This window comes from Pantoea sp. Seng, assembly GCF_009829935.1.
Taxonomy (GTDB): Bacteria; Pseudomonadota; Gammaproteobacteria; order Enterobacterales; family Enterobacteriaceae; genus Pantoea; species Pantoea communis.
The window spans coordinates 328447-354867 of record NZ_SZZV01000001.1 but is presented as its reverse complement, the minus strand read 5'-3'; the positions used below and the strand labels follow the sequence as shown (position 1 = coordinate 354867).

Genomic DNA, 26421 nt, shown 5'->3' with positions numbered 1-26421 from the left:
GTGATGAACGATATCGAGAGCCTGACTGAGAAGCATAAAAAAATCCGTAATCCCTGAGAGATTACGGATTTTTGCAGAACTGCCGGATCATTCAACCGATCATTTTTGTCTTAACTGATCGGCATTACGCCTGAAGGCGGCGTTTCACAGGGCTTGGGTCGTAATATAAAATGGGGTTTCATTATTTTTTCGAAATCTTAACGCATTTCTTTCAGTTACCCATCAAACAAACAGACCCACGAGTTATCAGTCAATTGACGAACATCCACTGACTTACGTTCACTCTTTAATTGTGAATTCCAGCTCACTCAGTTTTTGATATTCCTTCGCCAGCTTTTTAAGTTGCGCCGCACGCATTTTATCCGCACGCGCCAGGGCTTCTTCTTCGGTTAACTGAAACTCTTTTTTCTTAAAGAACTGCTCAAAGTTGTACTCACGATCGCGACGCTGTACAAATACCTCGCCATCGTTTTTGAGTTCGCCTTCTGCGATGTAAATGCCCCGGGTTAATGCATATTTTGTTATATAGGCTTTTGTCATGCTGTCCTCTCATCTTGCTTCGTCAGTTAATTAAAGCAAAATCGCCGCGTAATTTACAGCGCCTTGAAGAAAAAATAGTCTATTCCTGGATTGTATTGCCATTGATTTAATTAATGTTTTAATTAAACCGAACGCAAAGGCCAAGCGAAGACATTCATCTGGTATGGTGGCAATTAAAAGCGCAGCGTGCCTTTAAGATTCCAGTAATGCAAAGCCATCCCATATGAAATTCCCGCTCAGCGCCTCAAATGATAGCTTTCATTTTTTCTGGATATTTTCCCAACACAACCCAAAGCGCATGAGGTATTTACGTAAGCGATCGGCATCATTCGGCTGCTTTTTATGCTGCCGCGAGACCGAAAATAAATGTCGTCCTGCTTCAGATAATGTTGAGGTGTGTTGGCACACTTCCAGCCCGGTTTCGAGTTGTTTTTGATCGAAGAGAGCCTTTGACAGAAGCCACAATAAGGGCGTTGAGGTTCATGCCAGGGACAGCAAAGCCACAAACGCATCACATACTCAGTAAAGCGTACCCCTGATTTTGCAGCGTGGTCATCGTGGTAAGTGCAGAAGGTGTATGGATCACTGAATCTGCAATCCATTGGGGTTCGTAGTGATGCCAGGCCAGCGCCTGATCGCACACCGTGACTTTGACGCCCTGCTGTTCCAGCGCCGATATCAGCGCAAGGTTGGGATTATCCACACCAAACAGTTGTCGAAAACGGGTGTTTTCCAGCATCGCGGGCGTCGCTTCGCCATTCACCGCTACCACAAATTTTAACTGCTTTGCCGGCACGCCGGCCGCCACATAGGTATTCACCACTTGTGCCACATGCTCCAGCGCCGGATTCACCTGACTGCGTTCTTCCGCGCCACGACTGACTTTGAAGACCACTTTGTTACTCAGCGCACTGCTGGGCTGGAATGCGCTGCTGGCGTCATAGTGCACTTTGCCGTAACCGGCAATAGCGGGCGTGGTCCAGTTGATGGCGGGATCGGAAGGTGGGGCACTCACTTTCGCGGCAAAGAGGGTTTCATTTTGGCTGAGTAAGGCACCGCATACCCCACCCGCTACTGCGACAACTGCGCTAATCACCACTGAACGCATCTCTTTTCCCCCGCGACATCGTGAAAAATCGGCCTTGCCAAGTATGGCATGGATTGGCATTTTGTCGGCTTATCGTGGCGGTATACGGGCATATTCAGCCATTTCCTAACGCCCGGTAAAAAGTGGCGGCTCATGTTATGCGCTAATCCGCTATTTACTTCGCCACCGGGAGATCTGCGTATCGGGTGGTATACGCCGGAGATAACATCTCACGCTTCATCGCCCAGGATTTCTGGATTCCTTGTCCGGCGAACCATAGCTTCCCTTTCCCGCTTTGATTAATGCCATCGATCACCCGCATCAGCGTTTCGCTATTCGCCTGCGGCTGGATGTCATCAAACAAATTGAGCTGCGCCACACCCTGACTGAAGAAGTCACCTAACATTACCCCCGCTTTCATATAGCGGCACCCTTCCCGCCAGATGCGATCCAGCGCCTCGGTGGCCACGCGGATAATATCGCGGCTGTCATTGGTGGGCGTTAGTACTTTAATGATCGCCTGATTACCGTAAAAGATTTCACCCTCCGCATGCGGGCTGGTGCGAATAAACACGCCGATCTGTCGACAATACTGCCGTTCGCCACGCAACTTTTCGGCGGCGCGCACGGCATAGTTGCACACCGCTTCACGCATATCGGCGTACTCCGTGATACGTCCCGCAAACGAGCGTGAGCAGACAATCTGCTGCTTCACGGGCGCAAACTCTTCCAGTTCAAGACAGGGTTCACCGCGCAACTCGCGCACGGTGCGCTCCAGCACCACATTGAAGTGCTTACGGATCACCCAGGTGCTCTGCTCCGATAAATCCAGCGCGGTGGTGATGCCCATGGCATTCAGCTTCTTGCTGATACGACGCCCTACGCCCCACACATCCGCCACATCGACTAACGCCATTAACTTCTTTTGCCGCTCAAGGTTGGAGAGATCCAGCACGCCGCCGGTTTTACTCCATTTCTTAGCGGCATGGTTAGCCAGCTTGGCGAGGGTTTTGGTGGGCGCAATCCCCACCCCTACCGCCAGATGCGTTTCGCGTTTCACCCGCTGCTGGATTTCCCGTCCGAACTCTTCCAGCACGCGGCAATTCCGCACGCCCGTCAGGTTCATAAACGCTTCATCGATGGAGTAGATCTCAACGGCGGGTGCCATCTCTTCCAGTATCGTCATCACGCGCAGACTCATGTCGGCGTAGAGCGCATAGTTAGAGCTGAACACATGCACGTTATGGCGACGCAACACATCTTTGATTTTAAAATAGGGGCCGCCCATGCCGATATCCAGCTTCTTGGCCTCGGCCGAACGTGCGATGACGCAGCCATCGTTGTTGCTTAACACAATCACCGGCTTGCCTTTGAGATCCGGCCTGAATACCGTCTCACACGAGGCATAGAATGAGTTCACATCCACCAGCGCAAACATTACCGTCTCAGCGTTTTGATGACATGTTTAACAACACCGAAAATCTCAAACTGATCCGGGTCGGGAATGGGAATGATGGCGTGTGCCGCATTCATCGGTTTGAGGTGCAAGCAAGGCTTCAGCATCAGCTGCTTCACCGTGAATTCCCCCGCGATAGCAGCCACCACCACATCACCCTGCTCGGGTTCTACAGCACTATCGACGATCAGCATATCGCCATCACTGATTCCGCCCTCAATCATCGAGTCACCGCTGACTTTGATGAAGTAAGTGGCGCTGGGATGCGTGACGCAGAGATCATTGAGGTCAATACGTTGCTCAACGTAATCCTGCGCCGGTGACGGGAAACCGCACGGCACACGACTGATAAACAAGGGCAAACTGAGGATGGCGCGGAGTTCCGCCGGTTGATAAAACACCATAATGATGGCCTTCGAGAATATACTGTATATAAAAACAGTATTACTATGTCGGGCAGTTTGATCAAGCGGGATCCTTCGGGATGGTGCAAAGCAGTTGGCAGGAAAGGAGATTTAGTTTTGGCGGGTTTTGACGGTGAGATGGATGTGCTGCGGTGGTTTTGGGCTAGGGTGAAAGGAGGGTTCGCTACAAAGTTGAACGACTGTTTTTCTCACGACTTCATATAGGAAATGCACTTTGCCTCAACCTCAAGACCAGCGCATGCGCCGAACGGCCTTTATTGCGGATACCATTGCACTGATTTTATTTTTAACCACGACGGGCATGATTAATGAACGATGGATCGCCGGCATGGCGTGGGATCAGGTGCTACATGCCCGTTTGATTGGTGCCGTTTTGATGGTGCCGGTTGCCCGCCCTTATGGCTTGTGGCGCGATTGGGTAATGCAGCGTGCGGGAACGGGCCGGATTTCGAAACTGCTGTGGGACAGTGTCGCGCTGGTGAGTTTTCAGGTGCCCATCTATGCAGCAATCATTGCTTTTAGCGGTGCATCAGGCAGTGGACTGGTGCATGGGACGCTCGGTGCTGCGTTGATGATGCTGTGTTTGGGAAGGCCTTATGGCGCGTTTCTAAATTGGGGGCGGGGGTTGTTTGGTTTGCCGCCGGGCGGAGAAAAGCCGATGTCATTGGATAGCTAAATGATTCTCAACCGGAAGCGAACAAAAATTATTCGAATAGCCTGTGAAAGGGTGTGTTAACCTTTTGATGAACAGGCACTTTTCCCACATAAATAATCCGTTTTTTTATAAAATCATTAAAGCCCGTGCCTCACGCTGTATTAAAAATGAACAACCCCCGTTCCGCATGATGGAAACTTCAGATTGAATATTTAAAGGCTCCGCTTTTATTGATCATGAAAATCCACACCATGACATTATTAAGACGAGTCGTAATGCAATATTGAAAATAGCTTCTAAGTTTAAATTGAGGTTGTCATTAATTCGATCTGATGGAGGATTTTCATTGTTATTTCAAGATCATGAAAAAAGCCATATTATCATTGGTGAAGCCGCATTAAGCCTTGCTTTATGTCGAAAGGAAATCAGTGTTGCAAACCTTTTTTCACAGCTTGGTTTGATGTCTAAATCAGAGAATAATATTGACCGCTTGACTCAAATCGCTAAAGCCAGAAACTGGTTAATGAGCTTTGAGTCATCTTCAGTCGCCGAGGAGCAAATACCTTATTTGCAAACCTTAGTTAGCCTGAATAATGAACTGAATTAACGATTAATGAACTGAAGCCAAAGGACGTAATCCGGTTCCGGCCGGAAGACGACGAAGCGGATGACCTCATCGGTTACGCGTAAGCGTATACCGGCCGGAGACACTGTCAGGGACGACACTCTCAAAATGAGTTGCCAGAATCAGTCTTTCGCTACACCACTGGCGAAGCAACTGAGTTATCAGGCATAAGCTGATAATACACTCCACGTAAAACATCCCCGCATAACAAACCGCAAACATCGAAGATGCCTTTGAGCATAAATTGTTCTGGTAAGATTTATCGACGATGCCAGAACGGTTTTTGGTGATAACCGCCCTCCCAATTTTGACAAAATGCGCTAAATTTATTTCACATGTGGTTTCGATATCACTCGAAATGCCACCCTGTACAAAATCCGCACTCTACTAATAGATTGCGATTTTTATACGTTATAGCCTGACCATAATGACGTTTGAGTAGCGGACATAAGGGATAAAATCATGTATCAGAGCGCACAACAGTCAACCAATAGCGCGAAGTCTTTCCTTCACTTAGATGCGCTTCGCGACAAAGCCACTGCTGAAACCGTTGTGATTGAAGCAGCCGCAGGTGAAATCACCCAACGTGGCATGAGAGTCACCAACGGTGCCGTGATTTTGCAATTGATCACTGAAGTGCAGAAGGCCTCTGATCCCGTGCAAATCGATCTGTTACTCAACGCCCTAAAAATCGTGGTCGGGATGACACCGGGTGAAGCGGAACGCTGGGCATACTTCAACTGGTAACAGTGTTTATGAAGGCTAAGCACATCCTCGGCCATTGATATTGTTGCGACAGAAGCCCCACATCAAGGAAACAGACGGTAAGCACTCAATATTTTAAAGAATGCAGGTATCAGCTATACGCCAGGTATCGACAAACACGAAGTGGAGGATTTTCTGTCACCTTATTTAGTGAGGTCATATTAGGCGCCTGCAAATTTCGACGCTGTTCGCGCCGGAAAGACAAGATCTGCTTCACGCTGAAAGCCGACCTGACATCTCGCCAGTTGGTCCATTCCGTACCAGAAGCTGTAGTTCAATCAGCAATGCCTTAGTTGCGTAATGAAATGGATGACGAACAGTGTTCTGTTTACGTAAGGTAAATGCTCATTCCTCCGCCAAAAAAAGGACTAAGCATGGGCAGGTTTCAGGGTAAACGTATACTGATCACTGGTGGTACAAGTGGCATGGGACTGGCAGGCGCGCTGCGCATTATCGCTGAGGGTGGTGATGTAGCTATTACAGGGCTCAGTGAAGAAAGACTGGAACGCGCCCGTACTCTGCTGCCTAAAACATCGCTTATTTTGAAAAGTGACTCTGCAAGCGAAGTTGACATCAATACGCTAAAGGAAGCTATTAGCGATTGGGGTTCACTTGATGGATTATGGCTCAATGCTGGCTTCGCGGAGGTCAGTTCTCCGGAATCTGTAACGGCGGATTCTTTTAATCGTATGATGAACGCAAATGTGCGCGGCCCGATGCTACAGCTTGCCGCCCTATCAAAATCACTTAATTCAGGTGCATCCGTTCTGGTTACTTCGTCCTCTTCAACTTACGAAGGTGCGGCTATGACAAGCCTGTATGCAGCGACGAAAGGTGCCGTTATCGCCATGGTCAAAAGCTGGGCATCTGCGCTGGCCGAACGTAGCATTCGCGCCAACACTTTGGTGCCAGGCCCAATTGAAACTAATTTCAGGCACTTTATGCCAGAGGATTCGCGTCAGCAGTTTGAAGATTTCGTGGTAAGCCAGGTTCCTTTAGGTCGCGCAGGCACAGCAGAAGAAGCCGCTGCGGTTGCACTCTTCCTCCTGTCCGATGACGCATCCTATGTTACTGGCAGCCAGTATGCTGTAGACGGCGGGCTAGTACATTACTGATGTGTCTATAAGGAATTATGAAATCTATCTAGTAGATTCAATAAAGTCTGCTGTTCGCTCACAGTGGATCTCGCCCAGCGGCAGGTCTGCTCCGTGCCAAAAGCAGATATTGACAACATTGAGATATTTTAATTTATGGGAAGCAAGTCAACGCTGTAAAACCAGTCACCAATTAATGATGCACAAAAGCTCATTGGATCCGGTACATTCAGCATAACCAACACCATGTAGGTTTAATAGCATGTGGCCGATGCGATTCGTTAATTCAACATTCTCAAAAGCTGAGGAGTGAAACCGAGCTAAATCACGAACTGATAAGTGTCTTTTAGACCACCAAACAAGAGTAGACTGCTAGATGTGAAATGATAATAACGCCGGAAATTAATAATTGTGCTTCTTTAACCTTACGCCCCTTCACTATCGCAGAAAGCACTTATTCAACACACAAGCATTATCATGGAGGTTGCATTGATCATTCCTCTTCAAAAACAAACCGAGGGTGGAAAGCTGTATACACGCATTCCTGAGATTGAAGCCAGGTTGGCAGAACTGGTCACATTCACGGATGAAAATCTGATTCAGTTGTGTAAGCAGAGCAAAACACATCCGCAATATGTGCCCAGTGAATGTCTTCTTTACTTCGTTCGGCGCAGCGCATTGATTAACCAGGCTCTGTTTGATCCTCTCTTCAGGATCCTCTCAGAACGTATTTTCAGGAAGCTTCCTCGAGCCGCTAATCCTGGTGGGAGTTCTCTATCAATGCTGAACAGCGACATTCAGGAGAGTGTCTTTGACCGTATCGTTGAGATGCTTATGCTTGATAAAGCAGGGTATGAAGATCGGTTGGATATGTTCGAAGTACGTTTTGATTTGGCCTTTTCAAATTTAAAAAAAGATGCTGAGGAAAGGTTTTACCGGTCGGATAACAGGAATACTGAGCTCGAGTACGATGATTCAGAGGACATTACTACAGAGGTTGAAACTGCTTCTGAAATTTTTAATCCTTTTGAAGAAACAGATCTCAATCATTTTCATTACCGTCGCGAGCTTGATGCGGCGATTGAGACTTTACCTGATCTACAAAAGCGAATCATTGAGATGATCCGATTAGATTTTCGAGTAGACTCCATCGACCCTCAAGAGATGACGATTTCCAAAGCTCTAAACAAGTCGGAAAAAACCATCCATAATCAAAAAAATAAGGCGTTTGCACGTCTTCGTTCACTGCTAAAAGGGGGCATATTATGACCGGACTTTCACCTCAGGCATCCCTGGAAGAGGTACTGGAGTCATTTTCCATAGAGCATGATGTGGGAAAAGCTACTCTGCAAAAGTACCTTGCAGCCTTCCCTGAGTTTTCCAATGACCTCATAGATTTGTCTCGACAGATTGCCAGAGTTTCAATCGAAGACGAAGCCCCCTTACCTTTAGATGAGTCCGAGCGCCGCTTAATTAATTCTGCTGTCACTCGCATCCAGACGTCACCGGGGAAAACAGCAATTGACCCCTTCGCAGATATCCCGGCTCAGGAAATGCGTCATCTCGCTAAATCGCTCAATCTCCCCCGGCAGGTTATTATGGCATTTAAAGAGCGAAACGTAATTGCCGAGTCTGTTCCCCAGAAGGTTATGATCAGCTTTGCTGAAAAACTTCAGACAAGCGTTCAGCACCTGTTTACATCCCTCAAACAGCCACACATTGAGGTTGCAGGGAGCTATAAGTCCAACACTAAACCGGGTGATGCAGAAAAGATTACTTTTGAACAACTGCTTCGGGATGCTGACTGGCCTGAGGATGATATCAGCCACTTAATGGAAGAGGATTGATAACGTGCAAGCCGTGGAACTGGCTCGCAAGGCCGCTGCTGCTCTACATGACCAAGCCGTTGCTTCAGGACATAATCCATGGGCACCCTATGAATTCGCTGTTGCAGAAGCAAACAGGCGAGACCTTGATGTGGAGTGTACCAGAAAAGGATCGCCAAACCTGAGGGGTGCACGTGCTCGCTTTATCCCGGAGCAGAAGTTTATTCTCCACGAAAAATGCGAAACTCTTTTTGAACAAGCATTCCTCGTCGCTCATGAGATTGGTCATGCTGAACTTGGAGATGACGTCGAAGAAGATGAGGCGAGTTATACGATAGATCCCACAAGGACATCGGAGACCTCGCCTCTGGGAGTTGAACGAGTCGTTGATTACAGCCGCAGACAACGAAGAGAGGTCCAGATGGATCTGTTTGCGCGCGAATTTTTGCTGCCGAGACATTTTGTCAGCGCGCTTTATCTGGAAGGCCAAAGTGCTACAAGTATTGCCGAAAGGCTTGGCGCGCCGTTTGACGTCGTTGCCCAGCAACTTTTTGATGCACTACTGTTGCCCCCAACTTTGCCTGACTATCAAAAGCCAGCAATTGAATTCCCCTTAAACGATGAACAGGCAGAAGCCGCAGCTCATCGTGGTGCTGCCTTTCTGCTTGAAGCCGGACCTGGCACAGGAAAAACACAGACACTGGTAGGCCGTGTTAAAGGACTGCTAAATGAAGGGGTTGATCCCCGTAAAATTCTCCTGCTGACTTTTTCAAATAAAGCTGCTGGAGAAATGGCTGAAAGGATTGCGTGTGTTGATAGCGCAGCGGCAGCTGCGATGTGGATAGGTACCTTCCACTCATTCGGCCTCGATTTGGTTCGCCGGTTTCACGATAAACTGAATCTGCCGCAAGCTCCCCGAATGCTGGACCGTACAGAAGCAGTAGAACTGCTGGAGCATGAGTTCCCTAAATTAGGACTGGTTTATTACCGCAATATTTATGATCCAAGCCGGATTATCGCTGACTTTCTCACCGGCATATCACGCGCTAAAGATGAAGTAGTCGATGCAAGCACCTACCTGAGACTAGCGCAGGCCATGCGCGATAGCGCTGTTGAGACTGATGCCATCCTTGAAGCAGAGAAAGCGATTGAAGTCGCCAAGGTGTATGCAGCTTATGAAAGCCTCAAGCAACAGTCTGAATGTATAGACTTTGGGGACCTGGTTTCATTACCTGTAAAACTGCTTGAAGATAATGAGGCCATTCGCTCTCATATCCAGTCTACCTATGAACATGTTTTGGTGGACGAATACCAGGACGTCAACCACAGCAGCGTGCGACTGCTGAAAGCCATATGTGGTGAGGGGGAGAACCTGTGGGCAGTTGGGGATGCTAAACAGTCAATTTATCGTTTCAGAGGTGCTTCTTCATTTAACATGACGCGCTTTGGGAATGAAGATTTTCCAGGCGGGATGCGATATCGGTTAAAAACGAACTATCGATCGGTACCTGAAATAGTTTCAGCATTTTCGAGATTTGCGGTGGGCATGGCAGTGGGGGATGCTGAAAGTGGGCTACACCCGAACCGGGAGAGTAATGCCTGCAAACCCGAGCTTCGCTTTGTGGGACAAGGCATCCAACAGTCACCTGCTCTTGCAGACGCGATACAGGAAATGCTGGGGGCCGGATATCCATATCGCGATCAGGCCGTTCTCTGCACAGGTAATGAAAAACTCTCAGAAATCGGGCAACAGCTCGAACGCTTAGGCATCCCTATTCTGTTCCTGGGGAGTGTTTTCGAGCGTCCCGAGATTAAGGATTGGCTGTCGCTGCTTTCCCTTCTGGTGGATCGCCGCGCAATGGGCTTGGTGCGAATGGCTTGCCTGCCAGAATTTACAATGTCGCTGGAAGATGTCGGCAATATACTTGCCTGCCTGCGTGAACAAGATGACAAAGGGGACTGGAGAGAAAAAACAGATCAGTTCCAAATCTCTGAGAATGGCCATGCTGTCATAAAGCGACTGATTAAAGCACTGGATGGTTATAACGGAGCGACTTCACCTTGGACTGTGCTGGCAACTGTGCTTTTAGACAGGACACGCATAGTCGCCCGCATGGCAATGTCTCCAGCTAGCAGTAACCGCTCCCAATGTATTGCAACCTGGCAGTTACTTAATTTCTTGCGAGTCCAACCCTCAACTGGCGAAGGATTATTTATCACCCGCACATTAGATCGCATCCGTCGTTTAGTCCGACTCGGGGACGATCGTGACCTCCGGCAACTCCCGGTAGCAGCACAAAGCATTGACGCTGTTCGACTCATGACCATTCATGGTGCGAAAGGTCTGGAATTCCCTGTAGTTCATATACCGGGCATGAATGCAGATACCTTACCTGGCTTTACACAAAAGCAACCCTGCCCGCCACCCGATGGAATGATCGCCGGTAGAAAGTCTAATAACAAAGAGCAGCTCAGTCTGGAGCACAAGGCGGAGAGAGAATGCTTATTCTACGTTGCATTGTCCAGAGCGAAGGACCAGCTATTTCTCTATGCCGCACTGCGAAACGCTGCAGGTAGTGCACGAAGGAAATCCGAGTATCTGGACCGTATTGAGCCTGATCTGATTCAAATGAACACTGAACCGCATCATCCGGTCATTGAGCCACCCGAATCGTTACCAATAGACTGGGCTGTAGATGGAGACCTCAAGCTCAGTGGCGATCAGGTATCACTCTATGAGTCATGTCCGCGACGATTCTTCTATACTCACGTCCTTCAGATTGGCGGACGGCGGACGCCCACTCCATTCTCAAAAATGCACGATGCTGTCCGAAATGTGTTCAGAGATATGATCGAGGCGGAGTCGACAATATCAACAAATATGGAAGGCAGCGTTGAGCAGGCCCTCGAAGCTGAAGGTCTGGCTGAGCACGGATATGCCCCTGAGTTTAAATCTCTGGCAATAGACATGGTGAGCTATTTCAGTTCAATTCGCGAAGGCCATTCACCTGAAACACCCAGTGTACTCACGATTAAGCTTGGGAATATTCCTGTCACCGTACAACCTGACGATGTGCTGATTCACTCAGATGGCCGACGTACGTTTCGCCGGGTCAGAACCGGACACAAAAGAGATAAAGAAGAGTCGGACCTTAGCGCTGCCGCTTTTGTACTTGCAGCAAGGAGAGCCTTTCCTGACGCGATAGTTGAGTTAGTTCATCTTTCTGATAAGACTGTAACGCCGGTTGAACTGACCACTAAGGTGCTGCATAACCGGCAGGAAAAGCTTCTTGATGCCCTGAACTCTATAGGTCGGGGGGTATTTCCCGCCGAATCGTCATCCCGTGTTTGTCCCTCCTGCCCGGCATTTTTCGTATGCGGATTGACACCGCCAGGCTCGCTTCAAAAAAAAATCTAAAATAATTTACCGCTTTGGTAACGCTGCATCGATTGAGTATTAGAGCCAGACATCGTCTGGCCAAACTCAAGGACATGCATAAGATGAACAGCCAAAATATTAACAATATCGATGATGTCGGAGAAGCGATTCGCGAAGGCCGTGAACTGCGTCCGGCAAATGCCTACCGCATCCTGTTTGCGCAGGAAAACCTGGATTTTCACGCAATTGAGATCAATGACCCAGTTCCACTGGGGCGTCAGATTCTGATTGCCGCAGGCCTGCGTGTAAATGATGGTTACAGCCTCTTCGCTATTCTTCAGACGGGCGACTTTGAAGATCTGCGACTTGATGAACCTTTCGATTTACGCGGTCGTGGCGCTGAACGGTTCGTAGCCTTCCAGACCGATCGTGATTTCAAACTTACCGTAAACGACAGCCAGGTATCGTGGGGAAAGCCTGCAATTTCTGGAGCAGCACTTTATGAGCTGGCAAAACCAGCCGATGGCGATGCTGTATTTATGGTTGTCCGTGGCGGTGATGATCGCCAGATTGAACCGAATGAGGCGGTGGATCTTACGACGCCGGGCATTGAACACTTTATAACGGCGCCAAAGCGTAAACCAAAGATTGATATCGTCGTTAACGGACGTGAAGTTCAGGTCAGCGATAGCCATCAAACTTTCGAGCAATTTGTGGCTATCGCATATCCAGGCGAAGCCCCAACTGCAGAGATTGTTTATTCAATCACATATCGTGGGGCGGACTCAAAACCACACAGTGGTGAGTTAGCTGCAGGTGCCTATATCAACGTGAAAAACGGGAGCGTAATCAATGTCGGCCGCACTATTCAATCTTAATAGCGATCTGAAGCGCTTGCGCGAAGAAGGTTATCACGTACAAATTGTGGGTGGCTTTCTGGTTATGCGTGACGTTCCGTACGTTAACGCGCAACAGGAAGTCAAAAACGGCACGCTCATATCGAGTCTTTGCCTGTCTGGAGACGCTACTCAAAAACCTGAACCACACACTATTCACTTTGATGGAGAATTTCCATGCACTTCCCAGGGGGTGCGCATTCAGGCTATTTTTAATCAGAGTGAAGCGGTAAATCTTGGGCATGGACTGTCTGCTCAGCACTTATTCTCCAGTAAACCTGGTCCTGAAGGTTACAGTGACTACTATCAGAAGATGTCCACCTATGCGACGATCATCTCTGGCCACGCCGCAACCCTCAAACCTGGCGTTAGCCCACGTGTTTTTAAAACCCCTGATGAGGAGGATGGGGGCGTCTTTAACTATCTTGAAACTGCATCTGACCGGGTCGGGATCGGGGCATTAACTGCACGACTTGAAGGTCAGCACATTGCCATCATCGGTGTGGGTGGTACAGGTTCCTATATACTGGACCAGATAGCTAAAACACCAGTCAGTGAGATATGTCTCATCGATGGTGATGATTTTCTTCAGCACAACGCTTTTCGCGCCCCCGGCGCCCCGCCGATTAACATTCTCAGGGAAGTGCCGAAGAAAGTGGATTACCTGGCGGGAATTTACGGTCAGATGCACCGTCGTATCGTGACGTTTGCAGTACAGATAAGCCAGGATAGTCTTACTCTCTTGGACGGAATTACCTTTGCCTTCCTTTGCATGGACGCAGGCGAGCCAAAACGCTTAGCGATGCAGAAGCTGGAAGATATGGGCGTGTCATTCATAGACGTGGGAATGGGGCTCGAGCTGGTGGACGGATCGCTGGGTGGCATCCTGAGGGTGACAACCAGTACTCCAGAGAAACGAGATCACATTCGCACACGTGTGTCTTTTAAGGAGAGTGGCGCAGAAAACATTTACGCTTCAAATATTCAAGTCGCCGAGTTAAACATGTTGAATGCGGCACTTGCCGTCATCAAATGGAAGAAACTATTCGGGTTTTATCGTGATCTTGAAAATGAACACAACTGTTCATATACGACTGACGGGAATATGTTACTGAATGGTGACTTACTATGATACGCCATAACCAACTGACCCCGTGTTTCGTTAAAGGGATTCCGCGAGAAATTGAACCAAGTATCCTGTATGTTTCCATGGAGTATGGCACAGTGATTCACAGTTGCTGTTGTGGTTGCGGGCATGAGGTAGTAACGCCTCTGACCCCAACTGACTGGAAGCTGACTTTCGATGGCGAAACCGTGTCGCTGTGGCCATCAGTGGGAAACTGGAATTTACCCTGTCGATCTCACTATGTAATCCAGTGTAACCGCGTACTGGAAGCACCTCCTTGGGATAAAGCCAAAATCGATGCAGAGATGCGTCGAGATAAAGCGGCTAAGAAGCGTTATTACGCGCAGACTAATGCGACGGAAGCATCTGAAGAGCTGAAACAGGAGCCAACTGAGGAGCCGTCTGGGACAAGAACCGAGCCATTATCTCTTTGGAATAAGATAAGGAAGTGGCTGAGTTAGGGCAATTACTTTAACAGTACTCAAAACTATCAGATCTGAAAAACATGACTCTGGGCAGTTTACATTCAGCTTGTTCAACAGGCGAGTTCATCGGTCTGGCTATGGACCGGTATGCTGGAATGTCATAAAAGCATACAGGTATAAACCGCAGATATGATTTTTGACGTAATCTTCTCTCCACTGATTAATACCCAATATATGAGTTGTGTATTTATTATATTTGGGAACGATGGCAACTTAGTGCTGTGAGTTCAACCAATGAATTCAACACACAGATTGAACTCACAGCCAAAAGCGGGCGTTACTCAAGTCCGAACTGTAACAATCAATTTAGCTGCGGAAGAATAATTTCCATACATTTTATCATATAAATTTGCCTTATGGTGGGCCCATCGCAACCATATCTACTTGCCAATTGATTAATGTTTTTCTTTCTATTAAAATTTCCTTTTATTATTTATGGTGTCTGCAATGAGTGAGACTGAAGATTTCAAGCTTGTAAAAAACCTACTATTAGAATTCATAAAGAAAAAGGAAATAAAAGCTAGATTCTCCCATGTGATTGACAATGAATATAACGACTGGGAAAAGTGGTTTCAAATAGAGTTTGAATATTTTCTTTTAGATCAAAAGGGTTTTCATACTAGAAGGGAGTTGAAAGCCAAATCAGATAAAAGAAGTAAACTGAATCGCTTTTACATGTTTGTCGATTTGATTTTCAGAAAGCCTAACACTGCAAAGGATCAGTACATATATCTTGAGTTCAAGCGGGCAGTGAAAGCAACAACATTAGTGAAAGGAATGTTGGGTGACATAACCAAAGTGAATTCAATCGTTAAATCACATTATATTGAAACTGAAATTAAGCAGCGTTCATTCTGGTGCGTGGGTTTTTATCACTCCTTCCATACTTTGACTGTTGACCGGGCCCAGGAGGAAATTAAGCAGTACTCCAAAATCTTTCACGAAGTGGTGTACCTATGCTCGTGCCGAGGAGCATCACATCAAGATAAATGCCCGAAAATTGGCCTTATAATAATCTGATTTTCTCTGGTAACGGTAACATCCCCCTAATTTATATGAGAATGACTAGGATTCCCTAATAAATTAGATATCAGTTGAACCAGTATAGTCATGACTCATTGATATAATAAATTTTTGATTAATGGCGTTACAGTTTAGAGTGCGCAGGCCAATCGTACTGTATTTCAATAATAGATACATGTAAGTGATTCAGGGTACTGATGATTTAGCACCCTTTCTTTTCTAAAACCAGGAACTGAAGAAACTAGAGATTTTGTTGCAAATGTAATCCTTTGCTTTCTTTAGAGGTTCTTTAAATATTGCAGGAATTGGAGCGGAATCAATTACATGATCTAAGACTCCTTTTAAAGTTTCATTAAAACCATCCTTGGATTCTTTCTTAATCTCTTCACTTTTATATTCTTCTCGTAGCGTGCTATACACGCCTGCTTTTGACTTTTTTGGCAGTCTAAGCACCATCTTCTTCACAAGATTACCGATGTTGTAATTCAAGGGCGCTGAGACAGCAACACAGCCATTGCTTGTTTCAAATAGCTTTTCGTAAATATACATCTCTCTTGTTTCTAAATTTTGTATTTGGGCCGTAGAAGGACTATTCATTAAACGATTCCATTCGAAGGACGGCTCAATTTTATCTGCTTGATTTATGACAAATAGTATCTTATCTTCAGCCTTGAGAGGTTTGATTACATTTTTATAGAATTCTTCATCAGGTGCAAGAACCCGGTCATCTGCTTTAATAACCCAAAGGATCAAATCAAGGTTTGGTATCTGTTCCTCATAAAGAGACTTATACTCAACATCTCTCTCTTTGCTTTCACCCACTCCCGGTAAATCAACAATGGTCAGCTTTCGGCCTCCTACATCAATCTGCAATTCTTCTATTTCTCTTGTACAGGCTTCTACGTGGCTAACCTTACACACATCTTGTTGAAAAATAGCATTGCACAATGAAGATTTGCCAACTCCCGTTTTACCCATTACACCAATGCGAGGTTCGTAATCTATAACTTCAGTGAGTTTCTTTTTCGTGTAGCGCGAGATTTCTGGCGGAAGTGTAGATAAAATTTCATCGAGAATTTTAGATGGTTTGATTTTATTTTTTGATATTTTTCCATTTTCGATCGCTGGACCTTCCGATCTATTTGTTTCACTTTTTGATTTTTCTAAAAACTCACTTGCGCCTTTGAATACTTTTACATTTAAAACCATAAGTCCTCCATGTCTTGTTATCGATAAATAGCAGTTTTTAATCAAAAAAACCTATGGGATATGATATCGGCAACTTTAATTAAAACTTTAGGATGCTCAACATGGACTGGACGTTCTGATGTGTTTATTGTTAATTAACATAGAATGCTGTCATCAATGTCCAACCCTCGCTCAGCCTGCGCTAACAGCGGACCTTCCCATCACCCCGCCCCACGCCAGTCACCGGTTTAACAACATAAATGTGCCCCAAATCTCATGTCCCCTGTGCTATCCATGTTGTGAATCCCAGAAACTTCGGCAAACATCTCAAGAGCACTAATCAAGGAGAACTTACCATGAACATAACCAAAATCGACCATATCCACGTCTACGTTGACGATATCGATAAAGCAGAGCACTGGTATCAGGAAATCCTTGGCTTCACCCGCGATAGCTCCCTGTACTTCTGGTTTGAACAGGGAGGGCCGCTGGTCATCAGGAATAATGGCGCATCGCTTTCCCTCTTCCTGAGAAAATCCCAGCACCCAGGCCATACCATGGCTTTTGCCGTGCAGGCATCCGCGTTTCTCGAACTGATATCTACCCTAAAGTCCAACAAAATCGCTTATACCGTCAATGATCACGATGTCTCCATGTCTCTGTACTTCAGCGATCTCAATGGCAACAAGATTGAAATAACGTCCTGGGAATATACGCAGGCAAAACAGATATTGGAAAACGCGGGATAACGATTCGCCAGTCAGGAATGGATAACGCTATAATCAATAACGGATTAACATTTTGAACGGAGTCAAAAATTGAAATTTCACTATTCGCTTCATCGCCTTGGTCTGATAAAACAATGGCAAAAGGACCGATTCAGAATTGCATTTTTTATTCTCATCGGCCTATTCCTTTCAGGCGTGATCAAATGGCTATTACCCCAATTAACTCATGGCAATATCACAGGTGGCTTTACCGGTATGCTATGCGGGCTTGCAGCAAGCTTTTGGCTTACTAATATTGCGTGGCTTACATTTAAGACCCCCATTCGCCAAAGCGACCTGGATTCAGTTTTGGAGAAATACCATTATGAGCAAACTGAGCAAGGTTATTATGAGCTGCAGATAGCGAAATACCGAAGATTCAAAACTCAGCGTATTTATATAAGTAACGATGGTAATGACATCACGCTTGAAGGCCCCTACAACACCCTCAAAAGAATCATCAATCATCTCAATAAATAGCTGGAAACTTTGAGGGGCCAATATTAGATGACAGGCACAAATACCCAGCCAGTCATCTTCAGTCTTAACCGTGCACCACCACATTAAACCCTTCATCCGCATGCGGTGCGACGAAGTAGCTGCTGATCACCTCGAACTGCGCATCGGTGGCCGCGAAGTCATGCTCACCTTCTGCGTTGCGCGCATGCAAACGGGTTTTGCACACCGCATCCGGCACATCGATAAAGTGCAGTTGGTGTTCCGCCTGTGCACTCTGGATCACCGCCTTCATCCACTGACGTTGGCCGACTGTGTTTGCCGGGAAATCCAGCACCACTGACACACCGCACTGCAGCAGCGATATCAGATGCGGCGTCATCGCATTGCGTAACTTGCCCGCACAACGCACGTAGTCCGCAACATCCTGCATCTCTTCGGCGAACAAATGTGCCAGCCAGGCGTCTTCGCTGATAATCACCGCGCCAGTTTGTTGGGCCAGTTGGTGCGCCAGCGTGGATTTTCCGGCAGCGATTTTGCCGCACAGCAGATGCAAAACAGGACGAGATGTGGACACAGACGCAGATTCCATTAGCCAGCTCCAGATAAAATGACGCTCTACCATGCCGTTAAATGCCGGTCCAGTAAAGCCTGACATCTACACTTACGCTATCTCTGCAAAAAATAAGGAGACGCATGATGAGTCAACGCCTGCATAAAATCGACTTTCCGGTCAGCAAGGCGCGGAAGTATCTGGAACCTGGTCCGGTGGTGTTGCTGAGTTCGCAATTTGAAGATCACCACGACATCATGACGCTCGGCTGGCACACCATTCTGGAGTTCTCGCCGTCATTGGTGGGCTGCATGATCGCCAACGGCAACTACAGCCATGAGATGATTCGGCAAAGCGGACAGTGCGTAATTAACATCCCCTCGGCGAATTTGGTGGATAGCGTGGTGGCGATTGGTAACTGCCATGGCGATCGCCTCGATAAGTTCGATGCCTTTCACCTCACGCCAGAACCGGCAAAAGTGGTGAATGCGCCGCTGATCGATGAGTGCTTCGCCAGCTTTGAGTGTCAGCTGTATGACGATTCGATGGTGAATAACTACGGCTTCTTTATTTTCGAAATCGTTAAAGCGCACGTGGCCGATAAACCGGAATTTCCGCCGACGCTGCACTACACTGGCGAAGGACGTTTTACCGTAATGAGCAATAGCGTGCTCGACAAGCACCATGATTTTAAGCCAGAAATGTTAATTTAGGCGGCTTGAATTCACCTTCGAGCGCCCTCACAGTAACGCTTTCGACCTGACAGGAGTAATAACAATGACAACCGAATATGCGGTGATCGCCGGTGGCTGTTTCTGGTGTACCGAAGCAGTGTTCAAAGATGTGATTGGCGTGGAGTCAGTCGAAAGTGGGTATACCGGCGGGGAGCGCCCGAACCCAACCTATGAGCAGGTGTGCAGCGGTGCCACCGGCCACGCCGAAGCGATCCGCGTCGGTTTCGATCCCGAGCAGGTGAAATATGGCGACCTGCTGGATATCAGCTTTGCGACGCACGATCCAACGCAGCTGAACCGTCAGGGCAACGACGTCGGTACCCAGTATCGTTCAGCGATCTTCCCGGCGAATCCAGACCAGGAAGCCGAAGCGATTGCCGCCATTGCGCGTGCGCAAGCCGATCTCAACGTGCCGGTGGTGACCACCATCGAGCCGCTGAAAGAGTGGTATCCGGCAGAAGATTATCATCAGGATTACTGGGATGGCGCCGGCCAGCGTAACGGCTACTGCATGGCGGTGATTCCACCGAAACTGCAGAAGCTGCGTAAGAGCTTTGCCAACCGCGTGAAGCAGGACTAATCCAGCCCCCTAAGATGCGGCCTCTGCACGCCGCATCCAGTCCGCTTATCACCATCAAAGGTCGTCATTTATGACGACCTTTTTGCATTAAAGCGTCATAATAGCGCCCTCTTCTCTTCAGGGAGCGATGATGACCACGCCTCAACCCGCAATCCCCGCGCGCAAGCGGCCCATGAAACTCAACACGCTGGTGACGCTGATGCTCAGCGCGGTGATCGTGCTGGTGCTGCTGAGTGTGCACATGTTCTATTTTTTCCAGATTGGTGCTTCAACCCGCGCCCAGTTAGAAGATAAAGCCATGGCGGTGGCCCGCACGCTGGCAAGATCGCCGGAGATTCAGCAGGCGCTGACGCAACCGGTGGCCAATGCCAATATTCAGCCCGTCGCGAAAGCCGTGGAAGAGAGCAACAATCTGCTGTTTATTACCGTCACCAATATGGACGGTATCCGCTATTCTCATCGCAATCCGGAACTGGTCGGCAAGCACTTTATCGGCGAAGACATTGGGCCCGCCCTGCGCGGCCATGAAAACGTCTCGGTGAACAAAGGTTCTCTGGCAAAAGCGCTGCGCGTGTTTACCCCGGTGTATAACGCGGAGGATCGGCAGATCGGCGTAGTGGCGATCGGTATTTCCCTTGATGCCGTGACCGATCAGATCAACGAAAGCCGCTGGAGCATTATCTGGACCATTCTGATTGGTACGCTGGCAGGCGCGATTGGCACCCTGGTGCTGGTGCGCGTGCTGAAACGCATCTTATTCGGCCTCGAACCCTACGAGATTTCCACTCTGTTTGAGCAGCGTCAGGCAATTCTCAACTCGGTCAAAGAGGGCGTGGTGGCGATGGACGATCAGGCGCAGGTGACGCTGGTGAATCAGGCCGCGCGCACCCTGCTTAATGAGCCGTCGTCCAGCGGTATGATTGATAACGAGGGCATTGATGATGCCTCGGTGATCAACCAACACCTGCGAGATGTGCTGCACAGCGGCCGTGCGCGTCGTGATGAAGAGCTGAATGTGAATGGTCGCTTGCTGTTGTGCAATACGGTGCCGGTACGCAGCCAGGGACGCATTATTGGCGCGGTCTGTACTTTCAGGGACAAGACCGAAATCAGCCGACTGATGCAGCGTCTGACGGGCATGGTAAACTACGTCGATGCGTTGCGGGAGCGCTCGCACGAGTTCATGAACAAGCTGCACGTGATCCTCGGCCTGCTGCACATGAAAAACTATGCGCAGGTGGAAGCGTATATTTTGAAAACCGCCAATAATTACCAGACTGAGATTGGCTATTTGCTCGATCGCATCAAGTCACCGGTGATTGCCGGTTTCCTGCTGAGCAAGATCAATCGCGCTTCGGATTGCGGTCATCGCCTGACCATCAGCGATGCCAGCTATGTGCCCGACAGCGGTAACGAAGACCAGATGGCGGCCCTGATCACCGTGGTCGGTAATCTGGTGGAGAACGCCATCGATGCGCTCAGCGAGCAGACCGAAGGCGAGATCCACGTGATGCTGCACTATCAGAACGGCTGGCTGGCGTGCGAAGTGAGTGACGATGGTCCCGGCATTGAGCCGGCCAATCTGGCGACAATTTTTGATAAAGGGTTCTCCACCAAAGGAGAGAACCGTGGTGTGGGCCTGTTCCTGCTGAAACAGCAAACGGAAAACCTCGGTGGCGGCGTGACCGTTGAGTCAGAACCCGGCGTATTTACCCAATTTTTAGTACAACTTCCCTGGGATGGAGGAAACCAATCCGCATGATCAATGTGTTAGTGGTCGATGATGACGCCATGGTCGCTGAGCTGGACCGTTCTTTTATTGGTCAGGTTCAGGGCTTCCACTGCTGTGGAACCGCTTCGACCCTGAAGCAGGCCAAAGAGATTCTGTTCAACAGCGACACCCCGATTGATTTGGTGCTGCTGGATATCTACATGCAGCAAGAGAATGGCCTCGATCTGTTGCCGGAACTGCGCAAAGCCCAGAGTTCGGTGGAAGTGATCATCATTTCATCCGCTGCCGATGCCGAAAACATCAAAACTTCGCTGCACTACGGCGTGGTGGATTATCTGATCAAGCCGTTCCAGTTCCCGCGTTTTGAAGAGGCGCTCACCAGCTGGCGGCAGAAGAAGTCGCTGATGGATAATCAGCACTACTATCAGCAGTCTGATGTCGATCTGTTGATCCATGGTAACCCGGCCACGCAGCATGACAACAAGCGCCTGCCGAAGGGTTTAACGCCGCAGACGCTGCGCACCTTGTGTCAGTGGATTGATGCCCATCCCGGCCATGAGTTCTCCACCGATGAGCTGGCGGCGGAAGTGAATATTTCGCGCGTGTCGTGCCGTAAATATCTGATCTGGCTGGCGCAGATTAATATTCTGTTCACCAGCATTCATTACGGCGCCACCGGCCGTCCGGTGTATCGCTATCGTTTACAGCCGGAATACCATTCGCTGTTGCAGCAATACTGTCAGTAACGCAGCTGCCAGGCGAAATCGCGCTGCTGGAACTGGAAGTGGCGCGGTGAAGAGCAGATGATCTGCCGATCGCGCGTCACAAACACCGCATCCAGATCGGGCTGGTCTGCCAGATAGGCCAGTCCCTGCTCCACGCCCATGCCGTACAGCAGCGTGGTGTAGATGTCGCCATCCAGCGAACGGTCGGAAATTACCGTCACGCTCAGCAACTCGTTATCTAGCGGATAGCCGGTGTGCGGATCGAAGATATGGTGCCAGCACTTGCCGTCCAGTTCGAAATAGCGCTCGTAAATCCCCGATGTCACCACCGATTTGCCCTGCACTTGCAGCACGCCCAGCAGTTCATCCTCACGCCCAAACGGCTTTTTCAGGCCAATGCTCCAGCCTTGTGGCTCATGTGGTGGCGCACCGAGGGTTTGCACATTGCCCCCGAGATTGATCAGCGCCTGCGGCACGCCGTGCTGGCGCAAAAACGACTGCACCACATCCGCGATATAGCCTTTGGCAATGGCACCGAGATCGATCTCCATACCCGGCTGTTGCAGGAACACCGAACGGTCTGCCTCGTTGAGGATCACCTGATGTGGATCGGTGAGCGGCAACAGTGCGGCAATCTCATTGGCGGGTGGCACGGCACGGCCCTGAAAACCAATCTTCCAGCGTTTGACCACCGGACCGATGGTGAAGTTGAATGCGCTGCCGGGTGACACACTGACGGCATGTGCGACGCTGATCAGGCGGAACACCGCCTCACTGACGCGCACTGCATGGCGTCCCGCTGCCTGGTTGATCGACATCACTTCGGATTCGGCACGATTGACGGTGAACAGGTTTTCCTGCTGCTTGATAAGTTGGAAGACCTGACGGGCTAAGGTGGGGTTATCGTCGAACAGTTTGAGCAGAATGGGGGAGCCCATCAGAACAGCGGAGTAAGAGTAGACGCCTTCGGTCATAGAGCCTCGTTTACCCGCCATATTGCACGCCAGTGCCTTATGCATGTCACCCGGTGACCGACGGTTGTCAGTCACCGTAATTCACACTCTAACGCCTTACTCTGGTACGCAATATTTTGGGTAATTAACGTTAATTAGTTTCCTAACGCCAGTTTAGCCGCATTGTGACCGGCTTTGATACCAAAGATGATGATATCCGCTACTGCATTACCGCCGATACGGTTCGCACCGTGGATACCGCCGACCACTTCACCAGCAGCCCAGGCACCGGGAATCACCTGTTTTTGCGCATCCAGCACCGCAGTATCGGTGTTGATGGTGACACCGCCCATAGTGTGGTGCACCCCTGGGGCGATACGGATGGCGAAGTACGGGCCTTTATTCAGCGGGTGACGCAGCGCCGTTTTACGACCGAAGTCTTCATCATCCTGCTTCGCCACGAACTCGTTGTAACGACCGAGTGTGGTTTGCAGCGCTTCCTGATCCATGTTGAGTTTGACCGCCAGCTCGTGCGGGGTTGGTGCGCTAATCACAAAGCCTTTGGCAATATACTCGTCGGCCGCTTTGTTGTTGGCACGCACCTGCTCATCAAACACGATCCATGCGCTTTTCTCTGGCAGTGCGATGATCTCAGCAGAGACTTTGTCACGGGTTTCCATCTCATTGTAGAAACGCTTACCCGCCTGGCTGACCAGAATCGCCCCGCCGCCACGCATCGCTTCGGAGATCAGATAAGACGTAGTCTGCTCAACCGTTGGGTGAATCTGGATCTCACCCATATCCACGGTATCCGCACCGATTTTTTGCAACATGGCGATACCGCTACCGGTGGCACCTTTATGGTTGGTGGTAACGAAGCCATCCAGTTCCGGACGGTATTTCACCACCATTTCGCGGTTAGCACTGAAACCGCCGGTGGCGACAATCACGCTTTTCGCATTAAGAATGCGGCTGTCATTGTACTCATCCACCACTTTGACGCCGGTAACGGCACCGTTTTCCACCAGGATCTCTGAAACTGAAGTCTCCAGCAGCACTTCGATTTCGCGCTGGTTGACGTTTTTCACCAGGCCGCTGATCAGGAAGCCACCGACGGCAGAACGGTCTTCCGGGCGGTGCGTACGGTCGATGCTCATACCCCCGGTGATGGTGATGTCACACAGCTCGATATTTTTCGCCGCCAGCCACTCAATCGCTTCCGGCGCCTGCTCAACAAACTCGCGCAGCAGCACCGGATTGTTTTTGAATTTACCGCCCTTCAGCGTCTCTTCGTAGAACAGCTCTTTGCTGTCTTCGATGCCTTTCAGTTTCTGATAGCGGGTTTCGGCGGCGTTCATGCCCACCGAGGCTTTGATGGTGTTACCGCCAATGGTCGGCATCTTCTCGATGATCACCACGCGTGCGCCGTCATCGTGCGCCTGAATCGCCGCCGCCAGACCGGCACCGCCCGTACCCACCACTACCACGTCATAATTGACCGGTGCGTTCGGGTTACCGCCCTCTTCAATCACATACTCTTTACTGGAGGTGGTCAGTGCGCGGGAGACCGCTTTTTTCAGCGCCTCACTCTGTGTGGTCGCACCGGTGATGGCATCGACGTGCGGGCTGTTCGCCACCAGAATGCGTTCACGCAGGCTTTCAAAGGTACTGGTAAAGTCGACATCCAGGCTGGGATCCGGCACCAGTGAGATATCAGTGATACGGTCGGTGTCGAGGGTGACGTTGATTTTCAGCTTCAGCGCTTCGGCTTCCACTTTCGCCTGGTAAACCCCGGCTTTGTATTTACGATGGCCATCGCTGACGTCGCGGATCATCGCATCCACCAGCGAGAAGCGCCACAGCGGTTCTGGAATCGTCAGCGCCTCACGCTTGGTGCTGTCGATGTAGAGCTCCATGTGCTCGTTTTTGATGATGCGGTCGGCCCAGTCCGGATAGGCGATGCAGGCTTTACCGACCGCCACCAAATCAAAGCCGTGCTCCAGCGCGTTCTCGGCATCTTCTTTATTCACCACACCACCCACGCCAATCACTGGCACTTTCGCCAGCGTAGCAGAGCGTTCGGCCAGATATTTGGTGATCAGGGGCGTGGGATCTTTGGTATCGACAATCGATGGACGCAGCAGCTGTCCGACGGAGAAGTGCACGTAGTCCAGACCGCGCGCAGCCAGTTTTTCCAGCAGATACATCGTGTCGTCCCAACGGATGCCGGGAACTTCCAGCTCTTCCGGTGAGAAGCGATAACCGATGATGAAGTCAGCCGCCGCAAAGCGATCGGCCATTTTATGGGTGATCTCCAGCACTTCCATTGGGAAGCGCGCGCGGTTATCGCGGCTGCCGCCCCATTTGTCGTCACGCTGGTTGGAGTTAGGCGAGTAGAACTGCTGAATCAGATAGGTGTTCGCGCCGTGGATCTCAACGCCATCGAAACCGGCTTTAATTGCGCGGTTCACCGCATCACCAAACTTGGTGATCATCACATCGACTTCTTCAGCGGTCAGCGCTTGCGGCTTGGTGGCACCGTCACGCGGTGCAGCAATAGCGCTCGGTGCAACAGGGGTTTTGCCGCCAATCAGTGCCGGTTCCACCATGCGGCCACCGTGGTAAATCTGCAGAATGGCTTTTGAACCTTCAGATTTGATCGCATGGGCGATTTTCGCCAGCCCGGCAATTTTGTTGTCGCTGTCGATACCCAACGCGCCAGGGAAAGCCGGGCCACGGTTATCAATAAAGCAGCATTCAACAATCACCGTACCGATACTGCCCGCACGTACGCGGTAATACTCGACCAAATCGCTGGTGACACCGCCGTCAAAATAGCCGGTACAGGTGGTCATCGGGGCCATCACCAGACGGTTTTTCAGCACCGCACCTTTCGGCAGCGTTAGCGGGTTAAGGATTGGGGTGAGCTTATTCATAATGAGCAACTCCAGAATTAAGAAATTGTGTATTCAATTCTTTGGCGGTTCGGCGCGGCTTTATAATTATTTAAGTGGTCCGATTTCATGGCATAAATATACCATTTTATTTAGTTACATAACCCAGATTGTTAGTTATATAAGTTTTACGTTTAGAAATGATATTTGATGCTCATTGCTGGAATTAGCGCTGCGATAAGTTTTAACCAAGACTTGACAAAAATCAACTTTTTCCTTACATTTTAAAACAAATGTAGTACTATCATAAAGATAAAAGCCTCCAACCCGCCTCATTTTGCTCGATTTTTCGCGTTTCGATACTTTGTAGCGTTTAATCCACAGCAGACAGAAAGTTAAATAAAAAGCAAAAGATAAAAATTAAAAAACAGTGCATATTTTTTATTGATCTAGATCA

General features: G+C 49.2%; 25 protein-coding genes and 1 pseudogene. 17 read left to right on the top strand and 9 right to left on the bottom strand.

What is annotated here, in order from left to right:
- Positions 1–279: 279 nt before the first annotated feature.
- The 5 genes and pseudogenes from FD737_RS01685 to umuD form a co-directional block, all read right to left on the bottom strand.
- Positions 280–540: a hypothetical protein gene (locus FD737_RS01685; RefSeq protein ID WP_058959703.1), complete on the bottom strand. Its 261-nt coding sequence runs from the start codon at positions 538–540 to the stop codon at positions 280–282.
- A gap of 258 nt (positions 541–798) precedes the next feature.
- A pseudogene (locus FD737_RS23800) lies at positions 799–984 on the bottom strand (sigma 54-dependent transcriptional regulator); the annotation flags it as partial.
- A 67-nt stretch (positions 985–1051) separates the two neighbouring features.
- Positions 1052–1648 (bottom strand): DsrE family protein, encoded by a 597-nt coding sequence (locus tag FD737_RS01680; RefSeq protein ID WP_038647436.1) that lies wholly within the window; start codon positions 1646–1648, stop codon positions 1052–1054.
- A gap of 154 nt (positions 1649–1802) precedes the next feature.
- A complete protein-coding gene (umuC, locus tag FD737_RS01675; RefSeq protein ID WP_097119227.1) occupies positions 1803–3065 on the bottom strand; it encodes a translesion error-prone DNA polymerase V subunit UmuC in 1263 nt (420 codons plus the stop codon).
- Positions 3065–3487 (bottom strand): translesion error-prone DNA polymerase V autoproteolytic subunit, encoded by a 423-nt coding sequence (gene umuD / locus FD737_RS01670; protein WP_034821888.1) that lies wholly within the window; start codon positions 3485–3487, stop codon positions 3065–3067. The genes umuC and umuD overlap by 1 nt, the downstream gene beginning before the upstream one ends.
- A 259-nt stretch (positions 3488–3746) precedes the next feature.
- Between umuD and alaE the strand changes: the two genes are divergently transcribed.
- The 11 genes from alaE (at position 3747) to FD737_RS01620 (ending at position 15379) form a co-directional block, all read left to right on the top strand.
- On the top strand, positions 3747–4184 hold the full coding sequence (gene alaE, locus FD737_RS01665) for an L-alanine exporter AlaE (RefSeq protein WP_160832538.1): 438 nt from the start codon (positions 3747–3749) through the stop codon (positions 4182–4184).
- Between the two features lie 325 nt (positions 4185–4509).
- Positions 4510–4770: a hypothetical protein gene (locus FD737_RS01660; RefSeq protein ID WP_160832537.1), complete on the top strand. Its 261-nt coding sequence runs from the start codon at positions 4510–4512 to the stop codon at positions 4768–4770.
- Positions 4771–5250: 480 nt separating this feature from the next.
- Positions 5251–5535, top strand: coding sequence for a biofilm development regulator YmgB/AriR family protein (locus FD737_RS01655; protein ID WP_034821897.1), 285 nt, complete (start codon positions 5251–5253; stop codon positions 5533–5535).
- A gap of 392 nt (positions 5536–5927) precedes the next feature.
- The gene (locus FD737_RS01650; protein ID WP_160832536.1) at positions 5928–6668 is read left to right on the top strand and encodes an SDR family oxidoreductase; all 741 of its coding nucleotides are present in this window, start codon (positions 5928–5930) and stop codon (positions 6666–6668) included.
- 468 nt (positions 6669–7136) lie between these two features.
- Positions 7137–7916, top strand: coding sequence for an RNA polymerase sigma factor (locus FD737_RS01645; RefSeq protein ID WP_237448719.1), 780 nt, complete (start codon positions 7137–7139; stop codon positions 7914–7916).
- Positions 7913–8494 (top strand): hypothetical protein, encoded by a 582-nt coding sequence (locus FD737_RS01640; protein ID WP_160832534.1) that lies wholly within the window; start codon positions 7913–7915, stop codon positions 8492–8494. Before FD737_RS01645 ends, FD737_RS01640 begins: the two co-directional genes overlap by 4 nt.
- Before the next feature lie 4 nt (positions 8495–8498).
- Entirely contained in the window at positions 8499–11891 is a 3393-nt protein-coding gene (locus FD737_RS01635) for a UvrD-helicase domain-containing protein (protein ID WP_160832533.1), read from the top strand.
- A gap of 83 nt (positions 11892–11974) precedes the next feature.
- Positions 11975–12730, top strand: coding sequence for a multiubiquitin domain-containing protein (locus FD737_RS01630; protein WP_160832532.1), 756 nt, complete (start codon positions 11975–11977; stop codon positions 12728–12730).
- Positions 12705–13880, top strand: coding sequence for a ThiF family adenylyltransferase (locus FD737_RS01625; protein WP_160832531.1), 1176 nt, complete (start codon positions 12705–12707; stop codon positions 13878–13880). The genes FD737_RS01630 and FD737_RS01625 overlap by 26 nt, the downstream gene beginning before the upstream one ends.
- Positions 13877–14335 (top strand): DUF6527 family protein, encoded by a 459-nt coding sequence (locus tag FD737_RS23795; RefSeq protein WP_255491962.1) that lies wholly within the window; start codon positions 13877–13879, stop codon positions 14333–14335. The genes FD737_RS01625 and FD737_RS23795 overlap by 4 nt, the downstream gene beginning before the upstream one ends.
- A gap of 471 nt (positions 14336–14806) precedes the next feature.
- Complete coding sequence (locus tag FD737_RS01620) at positions 14807–15379, top strand: hypothetical protein (RefSeq protein ID WP_160832530.1); 573 nt, start codon at positions 14807–14809, stop codon at positions 15377–15379.
- A gap of 222 nt (positions 15380–15601) precedes the next feature.
- Here the strand turns inward: FD737_RS01620 and FD737_RS01615 are convergent, their stop codons facing one another.
- On the bottom strand, positions 15602–16591 hold the full coding sequence (locus tag FD737_RS01615) for a GTPase family protein (RefSeq protein WP_160832529.1): 990 nt from the start codon (positions 16589–16591) through the stop codon (positions 15602–15604).
- A 335-nt stretch (positions 16592–16926) separates the two neighbouring features.
- On the opposite strand from FD737_RS01615, the gene FD737_RS01610 reads away from it, so the two are divergent.
- Positions 16927–17319 carry a VOC family protein gene (locus FD737_RS01610; protein WP_160832528.1) on the top strand — a complete coding sequence of 131 codons (393 nt, stop codon included), beginning with the start codon at positions 16927–16929 and terminating at the stop codon, positions 17317–17319.
- A gap of 69 nt (positions 17320–17388) precedes the next feature.
- On the top strand, positions 17389–17817 hold the full coding sequence (locus FD737_RS01605) for a hypothetical protein (RefSeq protein WP_160832527.1): 429 nt from the start codon (positions 17389–17391) through the stop codon (positions 17815–17817).
- 64 nt (positions 17818–17881) lie between these two features.
- Here FD737_RS01605 and FD737_RS01600 read toward each other — a convergent pair whose 3' ends face one another.
- Positions 17882–18385 carry an ATP-binding protein gene (locus tag FD737_RS01600; RefSeq protein WP_160832526.1) on the bottom strand — a complete coding sequence of 168 codons (504 nt, stop codon included), beginning with the start codon at positions 18383–18385 and terminating at the stop codon, positions 17882–17884.
- A gap of 107 nt (positions 18386–18492) precedes the next feature.
- On the opposite strand from FD737_RS01600, the gene FD737_RS01595 reads away from it, so the two are divergent.
- The 4 genes from FD737_RS01595 to dcuR all read left to right on the top strand — a co-directional run bounded on the left by FD737_RS01595 (position 18493) and on the right by dcuR (position 22138).
- Positions 18493–19059 carry a flavin reductase family protein gene (locus tag FD737_RS01595; protein WP_202404438.1) on the top strand — a complete coding sequence of 189 codons (567 nt, stop codon included), beginning with the start codon at positions 18493–18495 and terminating at the stop codon, positions 19057–19059.
- 64 nt (positions 19060–19123) lie between these two features.
- The gene (gene msrA, locus FD737_RS01590; RefSeq protein ID WP_160832525.1) at positions 19124–19660 is read left to right on the top strand and encodes a peptide-methionine (S)-S-oxide reductase MsrA; all 537 of its coding nucleotides are present in this window, start codon (positions 19124–19126) and stop codon (positions 19658–19660) included.
- A gap of 130 nt (positions 19661–19790) precedes the next feature.
- A complete protein-coding gene (locus tag FD737_RS01585) occupies positions 19791–21422 on the top strand; it encodes a sensor histidine kinase (RefSeq protein ID WP_160832524.1) in 1632 nt (543 codons plus the stop codon).
- Positions 21419–22138, top strand: coding sequence for a two-component system response regulator DcuR (gene dcuR, locus FD737_RS01580; protein ID WP_160832523.1), 720 nt, complete (start codon positions 21419–21421; stop codon positions 22136–22138). Before FD737_RS01585 ends, dcuR begins: the two co-directional genes overlap by 4 nt.
- Here dcuR and FD737_RS01575 read toward each other — a convergent pair.
- Together FD737_RS01575 and FD737_RS01570 are read right to left on the bottom strand one after the other, a co-directional pair.
- Positions 22132–23091: an FAD:protein FMN transferase gene (locus FD737_RS01575; RefSeq protein WP_160832545.1), complete on the bottom strand. Its 960-nt coding sequence runs from the start codon at positions 23089–23091 to the stop codon at positions 22132–22134. The genes dcuR and FD737_RS01575 overlap by 7 nt on opposite strands.
- Positions 23092–23225: 134 nt before the next feature.
- Positions 23226–26006 carry a flavocytochrome c gene (locus FD737_RS01570; RefSeq protein WP_097119218.1) on the bottom strand — a complete coding sequence of 927 codons (2781 nt, stop codon included), beginning with the start codon at positions 26004–26006 and terminating at the stop codon, positions 23226–23228.
- Between the last annotated feature and the right edge of the window lie 415 nt (positions 26007–26421).